This is a genomic window from Amycolatopsis sp. A1MSW2902 (genome assembly GCF_017312175.1).
Taxonomy (GTDB): Bacteria; Actinomycetota; Actinomycetes; order Mycobacteriales; family Pseudonocardiaceae; genus Amycolatopsis; species Amycolatopsis nivea.
The window spans coordinates 80,785-97,581 of record NZ_QJPO01000001.1; the positions used below are offsets into that span (position 1 = coordinate 80,785).

The 16,797-nt window shown below is 69.9% G+C and carries 16 protein-coding genes; 11 read left to right on the forward strand and 5 right to left on the reverse strand.

The window, feature by feature from the left end; genetic code table 11:
* Positions 1-168 precede the first annotated feature (168 nt).
* On the reverse strand, positions 169-1,602 hold the full coding sequence (locus tag DMP23_RS00470; RefSeq protein WP_337819783.1) for an LCP family protein: 1,434 nt from the start codon (positions 1,600-1,602) through the stop codon (positions 169-171).
* Positions 1,603-1,736: 134 nt separating this feature from the next.
* A complete protein-coding gene (locus tag DMP23_RS00475; protein WP_337819784.1) occupies positions 1,737-3,074 on the reverse strand; it encodes an MFS transporter in 1,338 nt (445 codons plus the stop codon).
* Positions 3,075-3,171: 97 nt separating this feature from the next.
* Between DMP23_RS00475 and DMP23_RS00480 the strand changes: the two genes are divergently transcribed.
* The 7 genes from DMP23_RS00480 (at position 3,172) to DMP23_RS00510 (ending at position 9,834) form a co-directional block, all read left to right on the forward strand.
* Positions 3,172-3,657, forward strand: a complete 486-nt coding sequence (locus DMP23_RS00480) for a MarR family winged helix-turn-helix transcriptional regulator (protein ID WP_037819777.1) — start codon at positions 3,172-3,174, stop codon at positions 3,655-3,657.
* A gap of 61 nt (positions 3,658-3,718) precedes the next feature.
* Entirely contained in the window at positions 3,719-4,639 is a 921-nt protein-coding gene (locus DMP23_RS00485) for a hydroxymethylglutaryl-CoA lyase (protein WP_337819785.1), read from the forward strand.
* A gap of 21 nt (positions 4,640-4,660) precedes the next feature.
* The gene (locus DMP23_RS00490; protein WP_337819786.1) at positions 4,661-5,377 is read left to right on the forward strand and encodes an enoyl-CoA hydratase/isomerase family protein; all 717 of its coding nucleotides are present in this window, start codon (positions 4,661-4,663) and stop codon (positions 5,375-5,377) included.
* Complete coding sequence (locus DMP23_RS00495) at positions 5,374-6,564, forward strand: CaiB/BaiF CoA transferase family protein (protein WP_337819787.1); 1,191 nt, start codon at positions 5,374-5,376, stop codon at positions 6,562-6,564. The genes DMP23_RS00490 and DMP23_RS00495 overlap by 4 nt, the downstream gene beginning before the upstream one ends.
* The gene (locus tag DMP23_RS00500; RefSeq protein WP_037819790.1) at positions 6,564-7,304 is read left to right on the forward strand and encodes an enoyl-CoA hydratase/isomerase family protein; all 741 of its coding nucleotides are present in this window, start codon (positions 6,564-6,566) and stop codon (positions 7,302-7,304) included. Before DMP23_RS00495 ends, DMP23_RS00500 begins: the two co-directional genes overlap by 1 nt.
* Entirely contained in the window at positions 7,301-8,872 is a 1,572-nt protein-coding gene (locus DMP23_RS00505; protein WP_337819788.1) for an AMP-binding protein, read from the forward strand. The genes DMP23_RS00500 and DMP23_RS00505 overlap by 4 nt, the downstream gene beginning before the upstream one ends.
* Positions 8,869-9,834, forward strand: coding sequence for an NAD(P)H-dependent flavin oxidoreductase (locus DMP23_RS00510; protein WP_337819789.1), 966 nt, complete (start codon positions 8,869-8,871; stop codon positions 9,832-9,834). The genes DMP23_RS00505 and DMP23_RS00510 overlap by 4 nt, the downstream gene beginning before the upstream one ends.
* A 29-nt stretch (positions 9,835-9,863) precedes the next feature.
* Here DMP23_RS00510 and DMP23_RS00515 read toward each other — a convergent pair whose 3' ends face one another.
* Together DMP23_RS00515 and DMP23_RS00520 are read right to left on the reverse strand one after the other, a co-directional pair.
* Complete coding sequence (locus DMP23_RS00515) at positions 9,864-10,745, reverse strand: SDR family oxidoreductase (protein ID WP_337819790.1); 882 nt, start codon at positions 10,743-10,745, stop codon at positions 9,864-9,866.
* 31 nt (positions 10,746-10,776) lie between these two features.
* Positions 10,777-12,405 (reverse strand): AMP-binding protein, encoded by a 1,629-nt coding sequence (locus DMP23_RS00520; protein ID WP_443111239.1) that lies wholly within the window; start codon positions 12,403-12,405, stop codon positions 10,777-10,779.
* Positions 12,406-12,619: 214 nt separating this feature from the next.
* Between DMP23_RS00520 and DMP23_RS00525 the strand changes: the two genes are divergently transcribed.
* On the forward strand, positions 12,620-13,450 hold the full coding sequence (locus tag DMP23_RS00525; RefSeq protein WP_037819805.1) for a helix-turn-helix transcriptional regulator: 831 nt from the start codon (positions 12,620-12,622) through the stop codon (positions 13,448-13,450).
* A gap of 115 nt (positions 13,451-13,565) precedes the next feature.
* Here the strand turns inward: DMP23_RS00525 and DMP23_RS00530 are convergent, their stop codons facing one another.
* Complete coding sequence (locus DMP23_RS00530) at positions 13,566-14,687, reverse strand: helix-turn-helix domain-containing protein (RefSeq protein WP_337819791.1); 1,122 nt, start codon at positions 14,685-14,687, stop codon at positions 13,566-13,568.
* A gap of 90 nt (positions 14,688-14,777) precedes the next feature.
* Between DMP23_RS00530 and DMP23_RS00535 the strand changes: the two genes are divergently transcribed.
* From DMP23_RS00535 to DMP23_RS00545, 3 genes are all read left to right on the forward strand, one after another.
* Entirely contained in the window at positions 14,778-15,029 is a 252-nt protein-coding gene (locus DMP23_RS00535; protein WP_337819792.1) for a hypothetical protein, read from the forward strand.
* 162 nt (positions 15,030-15,191) lie between these two features.
* Positions 15,192-15,662 carry a glycine-rich domain-containing protein gene (locus DMP23_RS00540; protein ID WP_337819793.1) on the forward strand — a complete coding sequence of 157 codons (471 nt, stop codon included), beginning with the start codon at positions 15,192-15,194 and terminating at the stop codon, positions 15,660-15,662.
* Between the two features lie 85 nt (positions 15,663-15,747).
* On the forward strand, positions 15,748-16,536 hold the full coding sequence (locus DMP23_RS00545; RefSeq protein WP_337824334.1) for a phosphotransferase family protein: 789 nt from the start codon (positions 15,748-15,750) through the stop codon (positions 16,534-16,536).
* Positions 16,537-16,797 lie beyond the last annotated feature (261 nt).

Consider the following 16,797-nt stretch of genomic DNA (forward strand, 5'->3'; position numbering starts at 1 on the left):
CGCTGAAATCGGAACAAGAACAGATATCGGGCAATCCCCCGGCCGCTGCTGTGCGGCTCGTCACGCGAGTCCGGACATTAGCGGACGCACTGCCGCCGGCGTCACTCGGCAGAGTTAATTTCGGAATTCGTTCTCAACCGGTTCACAGGATCTTTGTGCTTCTCCCGTTCACCGCACGCAGGGCACCCCGCCTCCCGACAATTCGTCGGCGGGCGAAACCGGGGCGACCGGCACCGGAGCGGCCTCGCCGGCCTTTTCCCGGAAATCAGTGCCGAGCACCAGCTTCAGCTCCCCCGCCGCCAGCGCGCCGTCGTAGCCCACGCCGTATCCGCCGCCGAGGGCGGCCACGAGTTTCGCCGCCGACGCGGAATCCCCGCGCCCGTAGCGGACGACGGTGCGGCGCGTGTGCCGCGCGTTGGACGTGCGCCCGGCGCGGTATCCCCGCGACGGGAGCGTCTTCAGCACCCGGGCGGCCGCGCCCTCACGGCCGCTCGCGTTCACCACGTCCACCGCGGGCCCGGCCGTCGCGGCGGGCGGCGGCGGGACGGTCCGGCCGAGCAGCCGGGCCGCGGCGGCCCGTATGTGCACCGGATCGACGATATTGACGTCTTCGCCGCGCGCGTCTTTTTCGAACCGTTCGACCGGAAGCGACGCCAAGGTCAGATCCCCGCCTGCGAACGATTCCGCCTGGCGCGCCAGCGCGTTGAGGTCGAGCCCGGAATCGATCGCGACATTCTGCCGCGCGACCGAAACCAGCTGCCCGAGTTTCCCCGGGTCGCCGAACACCCCGCCTTCTTCCAGCTGATGCGCCAGCGAAACGAGAAACGCTTGCTGGCGCCGTTCCCGGTCCAGGTCGGTGAACTCGTGCTGCGAATCCCGCCGCTGCCGCACGAACGCGAGCGCCTGCGCCGCGGAAATCGACTGCCGCCCGCTCGGGAAATCCGCGCCCGAGTAACTGTCGTGGGCGGCCTCGCTCAAACACACCGTGATCGGCTGCACGACCTGCGCCAGCTGATAGAACGCGACCAGGGTGACTTCGACGAAATGGTCCACCGCGACTCCGCCGAGGAACTGGCGCACCGTAGCGACTTCTGCCGCGCGGCCGGCGTCCCGGGACCTCTGTTCGCGAGCTGCCTTCTCGGTGACGCCTTGCGCGGCAAGACGTTTGGCTTCCGCGGCGAACGCGTACCCGTATGCCTCCTTGATCCGGCCCTGGCACACTCCGTCCGGACAGCCGGCGAGATCGGTGTAGTCGTCGCGCGGGATGGAGATGACCGTGGGATGCCCGCCGTCCGCCGGAACGTGCAGCAGCATCAGCACATCGGTGTTGTATCCGCCGACGTGCTGGTCTCCCGCGTGCAGCTGTTCGTACAGCTCGGCGGGAAGCGGTTCGCCCCGTTCGTCGAGCCGCGAATCGAGTCCCATGACGAGGATGTTGGTGTCCCCGCCCGGCCGGGCCCGCCCGTCGAGCGCGGTCGACGTGGTGACCCCGGACAGCAGCGCGCGCAGCTCGGCCCACCCGTAGGCGGCCCCGCCCAGCAGGACCGCGACCAGCGCGACCACGCCGATCCGTTCGGCCCAGTGCCCGTTCGCGCGCTCCATCGCTCACCGCTCCTCCCTCCGGCGGCACCCGGTCTACTCCGGGGTTCCTGTGAGAGCGATGAGAGAGAGGACCGGCCGGGCAGCCCGCCGAGGTCGGACGGGCTGCCGCGTGCCGAAAGGCACACTTTGGAGGGTCAGCGCCGCCGTTCGCGAAGATCGCCGGGGCGGACGCCGACCAGCAGCACCACGACGGCGAGCAGGATGATGCCCGCGCTGATCTGCAGCCCCAGCGACAGGCTCCCGGTCGACGACTCGATGAACCCGAGCAGCGACGGCGAAGCGGCGGCGGCGAACGAGCCCATCGACGTCACGACCGCGATCCCGGTCGCCGCGGCCCGGTCGGTCAGGTAGATCGACGGGATCGAGTAGAACACCGTCAGCCCCGAGTAGTGCGCGGCCGCCATCACCGCGAGCAGCAGGATGACCACCACGACATTGCCGCCGGACACCGAGATCGCCAGCATCGCGAACACTGCCACGATCCAGCTCGTCGCCGCGTGCCAGCGCCGTTCCAGGGTGCGGTCGGAATGCCTGCCGACCAGCAGCATCACCACGATGCCGAGCAGCGGCGGGATCGCCGAGAAGAAGCCGAGGTTCAGCACGTTGCCGACGCCGGCGTTGGCGATGATCCGCGGCGTCCAGTACGAGACGGCGTTCGCCAGCGTGTACGCGCCGCACGCGCAGAGCCCGAGGATCCAGACCTTCGGGTCGCGCAGGGCGAGCAGCAGTCCGCTGTGCTTCTGCTTCGTCTCCCCCTTGTCGCGCAAGTCCGCGTCGAGGTCGGCGCGCACGGCCGCCTTCTGGTCCGCGGTGAGCCACTTCGCCTGCTCCGGGCCGTCGGTGACGAAGAGCAGCACGAGCCCGGCCAGCAGGATCGGCGGGATCCCTTCGATCAGGAACAGCCACTGCCAGTCCGCGAGCCCGCCGACGCCGCCGAGCGAGTGCATGATCCAACCCGACATCACCGACCCGAGCGCGCCGGACACCGGGATGCCGATGAAGAACACGGCCGTCATCCGCGTCCGCCGCGACGACGGGAACCACAGCGACAGCAGATACAGCGCGCCGGGGAAGAACCCGGCTTCCGCGACGCCGAGCAGGAAGCGCGCGGCGTAGAACATGACCTCGTTCTGCACGAACAAGGTCACCACGGTCATCACGCCCCAGGTGGCCATGATGCGGGCGAGCGTTTTGCGCGCGCCGATGCGGGCGAGCAGCGCGTTGCTCGGGACTTCGAAGAGGATGAAGCCGACGAAGAACAGCGTGACGCCGAGCCCGTACACCGCCGGGCCGAAGCCGAGATCCCGTTTCAGGCCCTGCTGCGCGATCCCGATGTTGGTGCGGTCGATGTAGCTCACGACGTAACACAGCACCAGCAGCGGCATGACGCGCCGGGCGATCGTGCGATAGGTCGCTTTGCGGTCGACGGCGGCGGTTGCCGGAGCGCCGGTGACAGCGGATGGTTCGGCCACGGCTGAGACTCCTTCGTCCGGATCGGGCGAGTGGCAGTCTCCGCATCGAGTGTTGAGTTTGTCAACACCCAGCGGGTAACGGCTACGATGCACGGCCATGGCCGAACGCGCAGACGGACACGACCTGGTCCCCATCTCCGGACTGCTGTCCTACCGGCTCTCGCGCACGTCGTCGGCGATGTCGCGCAGCGCCGCGGTGCGCTACCGGCGGGACTTCGACGTGAGCCTCGGCGAATGGCGCGCGATCGCGCTCATCGCGGCCGACCCGACGCTCACGCTCAACCGGCTCGCCCGCCGCGCCGGACTCGACAAAGCGCAGATGAGCCGCGTGGTCAGCCGGCTGACCGACCGCGGGCTGGTGAACCGCACCGCCGGGTCAGGGCGCACGTCGCAGCTGGCGCTGACCGCCGAGGGCACCCGGGTGTACCGCGGCCTGATCACCGCCGCCAACGAGCGCGACGCGGACTTCCTCGCCACCCTGACCGGCGAGGAGGCGCGCGTGCTGGACCGCGCGCTGGACAAGCTGGCCGAGCACGCGCTGGCCGTCGAGGAGAGTGAGCGGGCTCACCCAGCCGCCGAGTAGTGTTGACTTTATCAACACCCTCGCGTACTTCTGGAGCCACCGACGAGGAGGTGGGCCCAGGATGTCCGACGCCGTCACGATCTGCGAGTGCTTCGCCCGCGACGGGCTGCAGCACGAGCCGGAGCCCGTGCCGACCGCGACGAAGATCGCGCTGCTGAACGCGTTCGCGCGCACCGGTTTCCGCCGGATCGAGGCGACCAGCTACAGCCACCCGGCGCGGGTGCCCGGGTTCTCCGACGCGTCCGAGGTGCTAGCCGGGATCGACCGGCACCCGGGCGTCGCGTTCAAGGCGACCTGCCCGAACCCGCGCGCCGTCGAACGTGCGCTCGCGGACCTCGACGCCGGGCACGGCGCCGAAGAGCTGAGCCTGCTGGTGTCCGCCACCGAAGCGCACACCGAGCGGAATCTGCGCACCACGCGCGCCGGTCAATGGGAACGCGTGACCGAGATGGTCAAGCTCGCCGACGGCCGGTTTCGCCTGGTCGGAGTGGTTTCGGTGGCGTTCGGCTGCCCGTTCGAGGGCAAGGTCGACCCGGGCCGGGTGGCCGAGGACGTCGCGCGGTTCGCCGACCTCGGCGCGAGCTTGGTGACCTTGGGCGACACCACCGGCGTCGCGACTCCGGGTTCGGTGCGCGCGCTGTACACCCGGTTGTCCCGCGAACACCCGGACCTGCCGCTAGTCGCGCACCTGCACAACACGCGCGGGACCGGGATCGCGAACGCTGTCGCCGCGCTGGAAGCCGGGTGCCGGCATTTCGATTCCGCGATGGGCGGCGTCGGCGGGCATCCGGCGAAGATCGGCTACGGGGCCGGGCTCACCGGCAACGTGTGCACCGAGGACCTGGCCAGCCTGTTCGCCGCGATGGGCGTCGACACCGGCCTCGATCTCGACCAGCTCGCCGCGGCGTCCGCGGCCTGCGAAGAAGCGCTCGGCCGCCCGCTGCACAGCATGGTCGCCCGCGCCGGCTTCGCGTCCGCCTGACTTTTCTTCGGGGAGAAACCTGTGCTGCTGACTGAAAATCACGACGCCGTCCGCGTCCTCACGTTGAACCGGCCGGACAAACTCAACGCGCTCGACACTGCGCTCACCCGGGCGCTCGACACCGCGCTTGACGAAGCCGGCCGAGACCCGAGCGTCCGCGCCGTCGTTTTGACTGGGGCCGGGCGCGGGTTCTGCGCCGGAGCCGATCTGAACGAGTTCTCGTCGCTCACGCCGGACCAGCCGGAGGCCGTTCTCGAGCGTGCCGCGCTCACCGCCCGGCTCCAGACGCGCATGCAGCAGCTGCCGGTTCCGGTCGTCAGCGCGGTGCGCGGGGCGGCGGTCGGCGGCGGTGCCGGTCTCGCGATCGGAGCGGACCTGGTGGTCGCCGGGTCGGACCTGAAGTTCGGCTACCCCGAGCTGAAGCATTCGATCGTGCCCGCGCTGGTGATGACCGGGCTGGTCCGGCATCTCGGCCGGAAGCTGGCGTTCGAGCTGGTCAGCACCGGCCGGCTGCTCACCGCCGCGGAAGCCCTGTCGTACGGGCTGGTGAACCAGGTGGTCGAACCTGCCGAGATCGTGCCCGCCGCGCTCGCCGTCGCGCAGCGCTGGGCCTCGGTCGAACCTCGGGCGCTCGCTGCCGCGAAGGACCTCTTCTACCGCGTCGCGGACCTGCCGACGGACGCCGCGATGCGCGCCGGCCAGGACGTCAACGCCCTGATGCGCGGGTTCCGCTCATGACCGGCCCGCTCGCCGGAGTCACGGTCCTGGACCTCTCGCGGGTCCTCGCCGCGCCGCTGGCCACCCAGATCCTCGCCGAGCTTGGCGCGACCGTGATCAAGGTCGAACGCCCTGGCACCGGCGACGAAACCCGCGGCTTCGAACCCCGGCTGCCGCACGGCGAGAGCGCGTACTTCTTCGCCTTCAACCGTGGCAAGCAATCAGTCACTGTGGACTTGAAGGACCCGCGCGGCCGCGACGTCGTCCGGAAGCTGGCCGCGCGTGCCGACGTCGTCGTGGAGAACTTCCTGCCCGGCACGCTCGACCGGCTCGGTCTCGGCTACGCCGAACTGTCCGCGGCGAACCCGGGCCTCGTGCTGGTGTCCGCGACCGGCTTCGGCCAGACCGGGCCGGACGCGTACCGCAAGGGCTACGACACGGTGTTCCAGGCGCTGTCCGGCGTGATGGCGATGACCGGCGATCCCGCTGGTCCGCCCGCGAAAACCGGGGTGCCGGTGGCGGACCTGACGTCCGGGCTGTGGGTGGTGATCGCCGTGCTGACCGGGCTCGCCGGGCGTTCGTCCGACGGTCGCGGCCGGCACCTCGACGTCGCCATGATGGACGTCCAGCTCAGCCTGCACGCCTTGAACGCGGCGCGGCTGTTCGCGCTCGGCGAGGACCCGGTCCGCACCGGGACCGAGCATCCTGGACGGGTGCCGTCGGCGGCGTTCCAGGCCGGGGACGGAGAATGGCTGCACATCAGCGGCAGCGACCAGCATTGGCAGCCGCTGTGCACCGTGCTCGGATTGTCCACTTTGGCCGCTGACCCTTCGCTGGCGCACAACGCGGGTCGCGTCGAACATCGCGCGCGCGTCATGAAGGCGCTGCGCGGCGCGATCGCCCAGCACGACCGGGACCAGCTGGTCAAAGAACTGCAGGCGGCCGAGGTCCCCGCTGGCGCGGTGCGTTCGGTCCGCGAGGCGCTGGCCGATCCGCACGCCGTCGCGCGGGGGGTCGTCGGGGAGTTCACGCATCCCGTCGAAGGATCGTTCCCAGCGCTGCGGACGCCGTTGCGCGAGACTTCCGGAGACGCCCCGGCGCCGGGAACGCCTCCGGTGCTCGGCGCGGACACCGACGTCGTGCTGCGCGATCTGGCGGGACTGTCGGACAACGAGATCGAGGGCCTGCGGGCCGCGGGAGTGATCTGATGAACGAACGCGTGACGCTGGATGTCACCGACGGAATCGCCCGCGTCGAACTGGCCCGCCCGTCGGCGCGCAATGCCGTGGACCTCGCGATGTGCCACGCGCTGAAGGAAGCCTTCGACGCCGTTGATATCTCAGATGCCCGGGTAGTTCTGCTCAGCGGTGCCGGTCCGGTCTTCTGCGCCGGGGCGGACTTGAAGGAACGGACCGGCAAGGACGCTGCCTGGGTGCGCCGCCGCCGAGTCGCGTCCTTCGCGGCTTACGCGGCGATCGAGGCCTGCCGCTGTCCCGTTGTCGCGTTGGTGCACGGAACTGTCGTCGGCTCCGGTGGGGAAATCACCCTCGCCGCCGACTTCGCCCTCGCCGCCACGGGCACCGTTTTCCGGTTCCCTGAACCGCATTGGGGCACCGTCGGCGCGACCCAACGGCTTCAGCGAGCCATCGGCAAACGGCGGGCCAAGGAACTGTTGTTCACCAACACGCCTTTGCCCGCCGCAGAAGCCGCTGCGCTCGGCTTGGTCAACCGCGTCGTCCCCGACCTCGCTGCCGCCGGAACCGAGGTGGCCGCCGCCATCGCCGCCGCCCCGCCCGGCGCGATCGCCCTGACCAAACGGGCGGTCGACCTGGGTTCGGAAACCGACCTGGACCGCGGCATCCGGATCGAAATGTCCGCCATCGAACAGAACCTCGCCGACGGCAGCTGGCGCGACGGCGTCGCCCGGTTCACTGGAGAGACCCGATGACCGACCTGCGCACCGCCTGCCCGCTCACCGTCCAGGACGCCCTCGCCCGGGCCGCGCTCCTGGCCCCCGACGTCGAGGCCGTCGTCACCGCCGAGGCCCGGATCACCTACCGGGAACTGGCCGCCGAGGTCGCCCGGGTGCGCGGCGCCTTGGCCGCCTCGGGAATTGGCCGAGGCTCCCGGGTCGGGCTCTGCCTGGGCAATACTCCCGAGTGGGTCACGCTGTTCCTGGCGTTGGGTTCTCTTGGCGCGCTAGTCGTCCCGGTGAACACGCGCTTCACCGCCGACGAGGTGCACTACACGCTTGCGCACTCCGGCGTCAGCACGCTGTTCGCCGCCGAGCGCGTCTTGAACGTCGACTTCCCCGCGCTGTTCTCCGACGCCGGTATTGAACCCGGCTGCGCCACTCTGCCTTCTTTGCAGCGGATCATCATCCTGGGCCAAGACAGCTGGACCGATTTCCTGGCCGCCGGTTCTCCTGCTGAACCCGTTGCCACGCCGGACGATCTCCTTCTCGTGCAATACACCTCCGGCACGACGTCGCGTCCCAAAGGCGTTCTCCTGACCCACCGCAGCATGTGCGCTGACGCTTTCTTTTCCGGTGCCCGCATGGGTTTGCGCCCCGGCGACCGGTTCCATTCCGCGCGCCCGTTCTTCCACGTCGCCGGAAGCACCCTGTCGGTGCTGGCTTCCCTGCAGCACGCCACCACCTTGGTGACGATGCCGAAATTCGAGCCAGCGGAAGCGTTGCGCTTGCTGGAAGCCGAGCGCTGCACGCACTTCTCCGGCAACGACACCATCGCCCTGCTCCTGCTCAACCACCCCGACCGCCCGCACCGCCGCCTCTCCCTGCGCGGTGCCTGGGTCGCCGCGTCCCCCACCGTCGTCCGTCGCGTCATCGACGAACTCGGCGCGCGCGAATGCGTTGCCGGGTACGGACTTTCCGAGGCGTCGCCGAATGTCGCCCAATCCGCCTGGTGGGAACCGGAAGAAATCCGCGCCTCCGGAGCCATGGCCCCCGAACCAGGCGTGGAAATCCGCATCCGGTCCCTGGACGACGCCCGCGACTGCGCCCCCGGCGAACCCGGCTCGGTGCTGGTGCGGGGCTGGAACGTCATGCAAGGCTATCTGGACGACCCCGTGCGGACCGCCGAAACCATCGACGCCGAGGGTTGGCTGTCCACCGGAGACGTCGGTCTGCTCGACGACTCGGGCCGGTTCCATTTCACCGGCCGCACCAAGGAAATCATCCGGGTGGGCGGGGAGAACGTCGCGCCCGCCGATGTCGAGGACGTGCTGCACCGGCATCCCGCCGTCCGCCAGGCCGCAGTCGTCGGCGTCCCCGACGAGCGATTGATCGAAGTGCCTTTCGCTTTCGTCGTCCTGACTTCGCCGGGCATTTCGGAAGAAGACCTGCTTGCGTGGGCGAAAGAACGTTTAGCAGGCTTCAAAGTCCCACGGCATCTGCGCATTGTGGACGGTTTCGAGGCGATCGGCATGACCGCCAGCGCCAAGGTGCAGAAGAACCAACTGGCTCGCTATGCCCGAGCCCTGCTGGAGAACTCATGACGCGGCTGCGTACTTCAGTCACCGATCTGCTGGACTTGGACCTGCCCATCATCCAGGCCGGGATGTCGTGGGCCTCGTCGTCCTCGGCTTTGCCCTTGGCGGTGTCGAACGCCGGAGGCTTGGGCGTCGTCGCCGCCGGTCCGATGCGCTTGCCCGATCTGGCGCGGGTACTGGACGAAATGGCCGCCGGAACCGACCGTCCGTGGGCAGTGAACCTGCCGCTCTACCGGGCTGGCGCCGACGAGGTGATCGACCTCCTGCTCGCCCGCCGCCCTCCCGTGCTGATCGCCTCCCAGGGCGGCCCACGACGGTATTTGGACCGGTTCCACGCCGTCGGCACCCGGTGCCTGCACGTCGTCGCCGGTGTCTCGCATGCCTTGAAGGCCGCTGCCGCCGGTGTCGACGGTTTGGTGGTAGTCGGCGCCGAGGCGGGCGGGCATCCGCCGCCGGGGATGGTCACGACGCAGGTTTTGGTTCGCGCTGTGGTTTCGGCCGTGCCTTCGCTCCCCGTGATCGCCTCCGGCGGGGTTGCCGATGGCGCCGGTCTGGCCGCGATGCTGTCTTTGGGCGCCGGTGCGGCCCAGTTCGGGACCCGGTTCCTGGCGAGCTCCGAGGCTACTGTGCACCCTGCTTATCAGGAGGCCGTGATGGCCGCCGGTGTCGATGACACGCGGACGGTTGGTCATGGGCTCGGGGTGATTCGCGCACTGTCGAACGATTTCACCGCCCGGATGGCTGAGCTGGAAGCTTCCGGCGCTGAGGAGGCATTGCGGCGCAAGGTTTTTCAGGCTTCGTCGTTGAAGGATGCTGCTCTGCACGGCGATGTCGCCACGGGGAAGGTGGAGGCCGGACAGTCGGCTGGGCTGATCACGGAAATCCTTCCAGCAGCGGAGATTGTCTCGCGGATCACGGCGGAGTATGCGGCCGTAGTGCGCGGCCTGCCGAGACTCGCTGGTGCCTGACCGCCACCGGATCTGGTGTCGTGAGAATGTCACCAGCTGTCCGGCTGCCGCCCGTCCACATCCGTCACCCCGTACTCCCGCGCCAGCTCCGCCGAACTCACCGACCGCTGATTCCACCGTTCCCGCCCCGGATCCGCCGCCATCGCCGCCACCCCGCGGCCCACGTACCGGGGCGATTCCGACTCCGCGAACCCGGCAGGAGCCCCCGTCGCCAAAGCCGAGCGCCAGTTCTCCTCAGTGACCCCGTAAGCGTCGAGCATCATCTCCGACCGCAGCCACCCCGGCGTCACCGCGACAGCCGTCCCGCCGTAAGCGGCGAGTTCATGTCCTTGCGAGAACGCCAGCCGGTTCACCGAAGCCTTTGCCAGGTCGTAAAACACCGAAATCCGGTAGCGCGAAGCATTGTGCGCCGAAGTCCCGTCGGTCACCTCGACCACCAAGCCGCCCGGCTCGCGGATCACCAGCGGCAGCAGGAAATGCGACGTCACGAGATGCGTCTCGACACCCAGCCGCAGAATCCGCAACCCCGCGTCGAGATCGTGTTCCCACACCGGCGTGTTCCAGTCCGCCGGGCCGCCTTTGAGCCGCTCCGCGCCCCAGATGTCGTTGACCAGCACGTGAAGCCGCCCGTATTCAGCACGGACGAAAGCGGCCAGCCGGCGGACGTCGTCGTGGTCCAGGTGATCGGCGACGAACGGAACGCCGACCCCGCCGAGCTGGGATACCAGTGAAGCGGTTTCCTCGACCGTCTCCGGCCGGGCGTAATCCGAGCGCCTAAGTTCGAGACGGCTGCTGCGCCCGGTGCAGATCACGGTCGCACCGGCCTCGCCGAGCGCGGCGGCGATGCCCCGCCCGGCACCGCGGGTCGCCCCCGCGACGAGGGCGACCCGGCCGTGCAGATCAGGCGGCATCGGGCCAGTGTGGCACCGGCCGCCGGAAAACTCAGCCCGAAGCGGTGCTCAGTTCCCGGCCCCGCAAGGCGAAGCGCTGGATCTTGCCGCTCGGCGTCTTCGGCAGTTCCGCCACGAAGTGGATGCGCCGCGGATAAACATGCGCGGCCAGGCGGGTTTTGACCGTCTGCTTCAGCTCGTCGACCAGTTCGTCCGAAGCCTCGGCACCGGGGTTCAGCACGACGTAGGCCACCACCAGTTCCCCGCGCAGCTCGTCCGGCGCGCCGATCACCGCGGCTTCTGCGACGGCCTCGTGTTGCGTCAGCGCGCTTTCCACCTCGAACGGGCCGATCCGGTAGCCCGCCATGAGAATCACGTCGTCGTCGCGGGAGCCGAAGGTCAGGTAGCCGTCGCGGTCGCGGGCGGCGATGTCGCCGGTGTAGTACCAGCGGCCGTCGGCGCTGAAGCGTTCCGCGGTCCGCTCGGGGGCGTCGCGGTAGCCGGAGAACGGCATCAGCGGGCTGGCGGACACGTCGATCGCGACGCGGCCGGTCTCGCCGACCTCCGCGATCTCGTCGCTGCCCGCCTTCAGGACCTCGACGGCGAACCCGGGCAGCGGCCGTCCCATCGAACCGGTCTTGACCGGCGCGATCAGGTGCGGATGCCAGGCGTTGCCGACGACCATGCCGGTTTCGGTCTGGCCGTAGTGGTCGCGCACCGGGCAGCCGAGGACCTCCTCGGCCCAGGTCACGACGTCCGGCGTCAGCGGCTCCCCGGCCGACGAGCAGTGCCGCAACCGCAGGCCGGCCGGCACCGGCAGGCCCGAGCTGCGCAGCGCGCGGTACACCGTGGGGCCGGCGGTGAAGTTGGTGACGCCGAAGCGTTCGAGCACCTGCCAGGTCAGCTCGGGACTGAACCCGGCGTGCAGGAGGATGCTGCGCCGTCCGGTCGCGAGCGGGCCGAGCAACGCGAAGTACAGCCCGTACGCCCAGCCCGGGTCGGCGGCGTTCCAGAAGACGTCCTCGTCGGTCTGGTCGAGGCCGAACTCCTGGTAGGAGTGGATTCCGGCGAGTCCGCGCAGCGGCACCGGCACCGCCTTCGGGGTGCCGGTCGTGCCGGAGGTGAAGATCTCCACCAGCGTGCCGTCGCCGCCGACCGCGACCGGGTCGGGCAGCGGGTGGGGTTCGTCCAGCAGCGCCTCGAACGACAGATCGCCGCCGGACGCTTCGCCGGTCGTCACGATGATCCGCGACGGGTCGGCGGGCAGGTCGTCGCTGGGGTCGAGTTTGGCGCGCTGACCTGCGTCGACCACGACGACGCGGGTCCCGTTGCCGACGATCCGCTGCGCGATCGCGGGCGGCGCGAACGCGGTGAACAGCGGCACGTGGACCGCGCCGAGCCGCCAGATCGCGAGCAGCGCGGTGACCAGTTCGGCGGACTTGCCCATGAGCGTCGCGACCCGGTCGCCGGAACGCACACCGTGCGCGGCCAGCGCGGCGGCGAACCGGGCGGAAGCGGCCTCGAGCTGGCCGTACGTGAGGTCGCGGCTGCTCAGGTCGGCCTCGACCAGGGTGAACGCGACGGCGTCGGCCGGATGCCGCCCGCACAGCAGGCGGGTCGCGTCCGCGTCCGGCGCGGCATAGGTCTGCAACAGGTCGAACATGGTGCGTTCAGGGCTCACGGGGCTGCTCCACGGTCATCGTCGGCCGGTGTCGGCACATCGTCACCGCAGGTCAGCCAGCCGACCACCCCCGAACAGGGGTGGTCGCGCCAGCCGGCGCGGCCGGTGCTCTGACCAGGCGTTTCGACCCGTGGACGGCGACAACGGCGGTGCCGCTGGGTAGAATCGCACCTCCTGCCGGAGCCTCCCGTGCCGCCGAAGTGGGGTGCCTGCCGTGACGAGTGCCGCCGAGACCACCGCCGAAGTGCGCCGCGCCCTGGCCCGGCTGCGCAGCGCGGCGGGCGTGCCGCTGTCGTTCGGCGGCGAGGTCGTGGACGGCAAGCGGCTGCGGATGACCGAACTGCTCGGCAACACCACCACGTCGCTGCTCGGCCTCGTCGTCGCGGAGGGCAAGGGCCTCGGCGGGCGCGCGATCGGCGTGCGGAAACCGGTGGTGCTGCCGGACTACTACACCAGCGACGCGATCAGCCACCACTTCGACCGGGCGGTCAAGGCCGAGGGCGTGCGCTCGGTGATGGCGGTGCCGGTGATCGTGCACCGGACCGTCCGGGCGGTGCTCTACGGCGCGGTCCGCGAGCACGTCCGCTTCGGCGACCGGTCGGTCACCGCGATGGTCGAAGTGGCCCGTGACCTGGAGCAGGAGCTGGCGGTGCGCGCCGAAGTACGCCGGCGGCTGGAGCTGCTCGCCCCGGAACCGGAAGCTGCGCCGTCCGGGAAACCGGCCGAACTGGAAGCGCTCCGGGAAAGCCACGCGGAGCTTCGCCGGATCGCCGCCGCGGTCGCCGACCCGGAACTGCGCGCCCGCATCGACGCGGTGTGCCAGTCCCTGACCGGCGACCCGGTCCGCGGGCCGTCTTTGTCGGCGCGCGAATTGGATGTCCTCGAAGGGGCCGCGGCGGGGCAGACGAACGCGGACATCGCGGCGGCGCTCGGCTTGGGCCCGGAGACGGTGAAAAGCTATCTGCGCAACGCGATGCGGAAGCTGGACGCGAAGACCCGCCTCCAGGCCGTCAACGCCGCCCGCCGAGCCAATCTGCTGCCCTGACCTGGTGGCCTCTAGTTGCGCCCCGTTTGACCAGCTAAAGCACCCCTCAACGGCTGTCGGCGTTGAGGGATGTTTGCCGTTGTCGTCTGTACCGGATTCGCACCGGGGACGCCGGTTACGTGTCCGCGCCGACGAGTCGGGAGATCTGTTCGACGCGGGTGGCCAGCCGGGTCGAGTTGACTCCGTCGCCTGCCTTGCGGGCGGCGCGCAAGGCGGAGCGGGCGGCGTCGAGTTCGCCGGAACGGGCGTACGCCTCGGCGATCCACGTGCGGTAGAGCCCCACTTCGCGGGTGTGCTCGGGTGCGTAGGCGTCCACGGCGTGGGTGATGAGGGGTTCCGCGCGTGCCGGTTCGCCCAGTTCGATGAGGCAGCGTCCGGCCATCACGTCGATTTCGTTCCGGTCGAGCCAGTACACCCATTCCGGTTCCTCCGTGCCGGTACTGCGGGCGGCGTAGGCGTCGTCTACGGCGTCGAGGGTGCGTCGGGTGCCGTCGGTGTCGCGGGACCGGGCGGATGCCCACGCGACCCGCTCCAGCAGCAGTGCGCGGACTACGGGGGTGGCGTCGTCGGCCCCGGCGACGGCTGACCGGGCGAGCAGGGCGGCGTCGGCCGGGTCGCCGACGTTCGCCATCTGGTAGCTGAGGCTGGACAGGAGTTGCCCGGCGAGTGCCCGGTTTCCGGCGTCGCGGGCGGCGGACACGCCGGACAGGTACACGTGTTGTGCTTCGGCATACTGTCCGGCGTCGCTGGCGACCCATCCGGCGAGCTGCGCGAGTTCGCCGACTGCGGTGAGCAGGCGGCGGCCGGTGCCCTCGTCGTAGCTGGCCTCGTTCACTACGCGTTCGGCGTCGGCGAGTTCGCGACGCACGAGCGGGATGAGGTCGCCCCCGCCGATCACGTCGTCGAGGTGGCGCAACTCGACCACGCGTTCCTCTAGTTCGGTGGCGAGGCTGGAGCCGACGCGTCGCCCAGCGGCCGTGTGCCGGGCTGCGGGGGTCTCGGACACCAGCCATTCGTGCGCGACCCGCAGCGGGTCGTCCGGGGCCCCGTACAGGGCTGTCACGGGCACGCACAGGGCGCGGGAATAGGCGACGACGTGTTCCGTGCTGATCGTGCGTTTCCCGGTTTCGAGCAATCCGAGCAGCGGCTTGCTGAAGTGGGTACGGGCGGCTAAAGCCGCCAGGCTCATCCCGGCGTCGGTGCGTGCGCGCCGGAGCCGTGCTGCGAGGTCGTCCATCCGCCACCCCCTGTGCTCGCCATTGACTGTAGACGACGGTAGACGGCAAACGTCTGTTCATCGGTCCCGCCGGTCCCGAAGGTAGAGGGCATGGGCTGGTACGGGCACGAGGGGCAGACGATGACCGCGCGAATCATGCTGGGGAGACCTCTCCCGGGCACGGTCTGCGAGACATTTCGCGTCATGCACGTGTTCCCGGAACCGGCCAACTATCCCGGCCGCATAGTCGCGCTCTGCGGCGCGGAGTTCTGGACCGGCGACCTGGAATGGTGCGACGGGCCCGCCGGGATGCCGTGCATGAGGTGCCTTGCGGCCACGCCGCTGCCGCAGGCTCTCTCTTGATCGCCCGGCCGGTGCGGACGTTCCCCGACACGTTCCGCACCGGCCGGGTTCCATACGCGGCAACGAAAAAGACCGCCGGACTGTAGTGGCCCGGCGACGACCGCCGAGTTTCCGTTGGCACGCAAGGCAACGGATGCAACTAGACCGGAAGGATGTTCGCATATGATTGTTGCGACAGAGGACATGACCGGGCGGGGGCTCATCCCGGAGGACATGTTCCGCAGGCTCCGGGCCCGCATCTCGAACGAGAACGTCGTTTCTCTGGAGTACGCGGGACGAGTCATGGACCAGGCGCTTGCGTTTCTTGCGGCGTGCGCCCGGACCAGCCGCCCCCTCGCACCGAGCGAAACCGTCGACATCGGATGGCACACGTTCATTCTGTACACGCACGAATACGCGGAATTCTGCGAGCGGATTTCCGGAAGTTTCATCCACCACGTCCCGAATGACAGCGACGAAACCGGGGACGTTCCGCTCGTCGACATGATGCGCCGAACCACCGACGCGATCCGGGCGGCGGGGTTCGTGGTGGACAATCCCCTGTGGTTCACTGGCGCGGCGAAATGCGCCAAGTGCTCCCAATGCAAGAACGGCTGCACCGACGACCCGCCCCCGTCTCCCGCGCGGAGCTAGACCGAAGAGGCAGACATTGGCCAGCCAGGAATGGGCGAACCTTCCCACCGCTGTCCGGCGAGCGATCGAAGAACGGACGGGTGCCGTGGCCGCGACGGTTTCCCCGGACAACGGCCGGAACTCCGATTTCCTGGCAACGCTCCAGACCGCGCACGGCCCTTGCTTCGTCAAGGGCGTCCTGACCGGCACACGGCGAGCGCGGGCGCAGCAGACGGAAGCACGGGTCGGGGCCTGGCCGAACTCTGCTGCGCCGCGTCTCCTCTGGGAAGTGACCGCCGACGGGTGGCAGGTGCTCGGATTCGAGGCCGTCACCGGCCATCACCCCAGCCTCGCGCCGGGCTCGCCCGACCTCCCGATGGTCGCCGAGACCGTAGCTGCGATGACACGGGAGCTGACTCCGTCCCCCGTCGAACTGGAGCAGTCCACGGACCAGTGGGCATGGTCCGCCCCGTGGCGTCGACTGTCCAAATCGGACCGCGAACTTGACAGCTGGGACAAGGACCACCTGCCCGAACTGGTGGACTGGGAGCGACGCGGGATCGAGGCCGTCAACGGCAACAGCCTCGTGCACGGCGACCTGCACCCGCTCAACATCCTCGTCTCCGACCGCGCGCGGATCGTCGACTGGGCGTGGTCGAGCATCGGCGCGCCATGGCTTGACCCTGCCGCGTTAGTGCTGCGACTCACCGCCGAGGGCCACACCCCGCAACAGGCCGAAGAATGGGCGAACGCGATCCCGGCGTACAGAAACGCCCCCGCCGACGCGGTGACCGCATACGCGGTGCTGACCTTCGGAATGTGGGCCTACCGTGGCGCGTTCCCCGGGCTCACCGACGTTGCCCGGCAGTACGTTCGGCACCGACTGGGCTCTTGATCCCGGAAGTGCAAAGAGGTGCCCTCGGCGGCGACCAGCGGGCTCCCGCCGTGAACGAGCACGGGAGTCCGAAACGGACTGTCACTGCACAAGGGTGCGCGCCAGTGGCCGTGCGTCCGGTGCGCGCTGGACATCGATGCGCAGCCGACGCCGCGCCGGCTCCGTCACCAACAAATCGCCGATGATGCCCCGCAGCCCGCCAATCGGCGTCCGTGTAGGAGAGGCCAGCTAGCGTGCTCCGACCCAGGTCAGGGCGTTGCA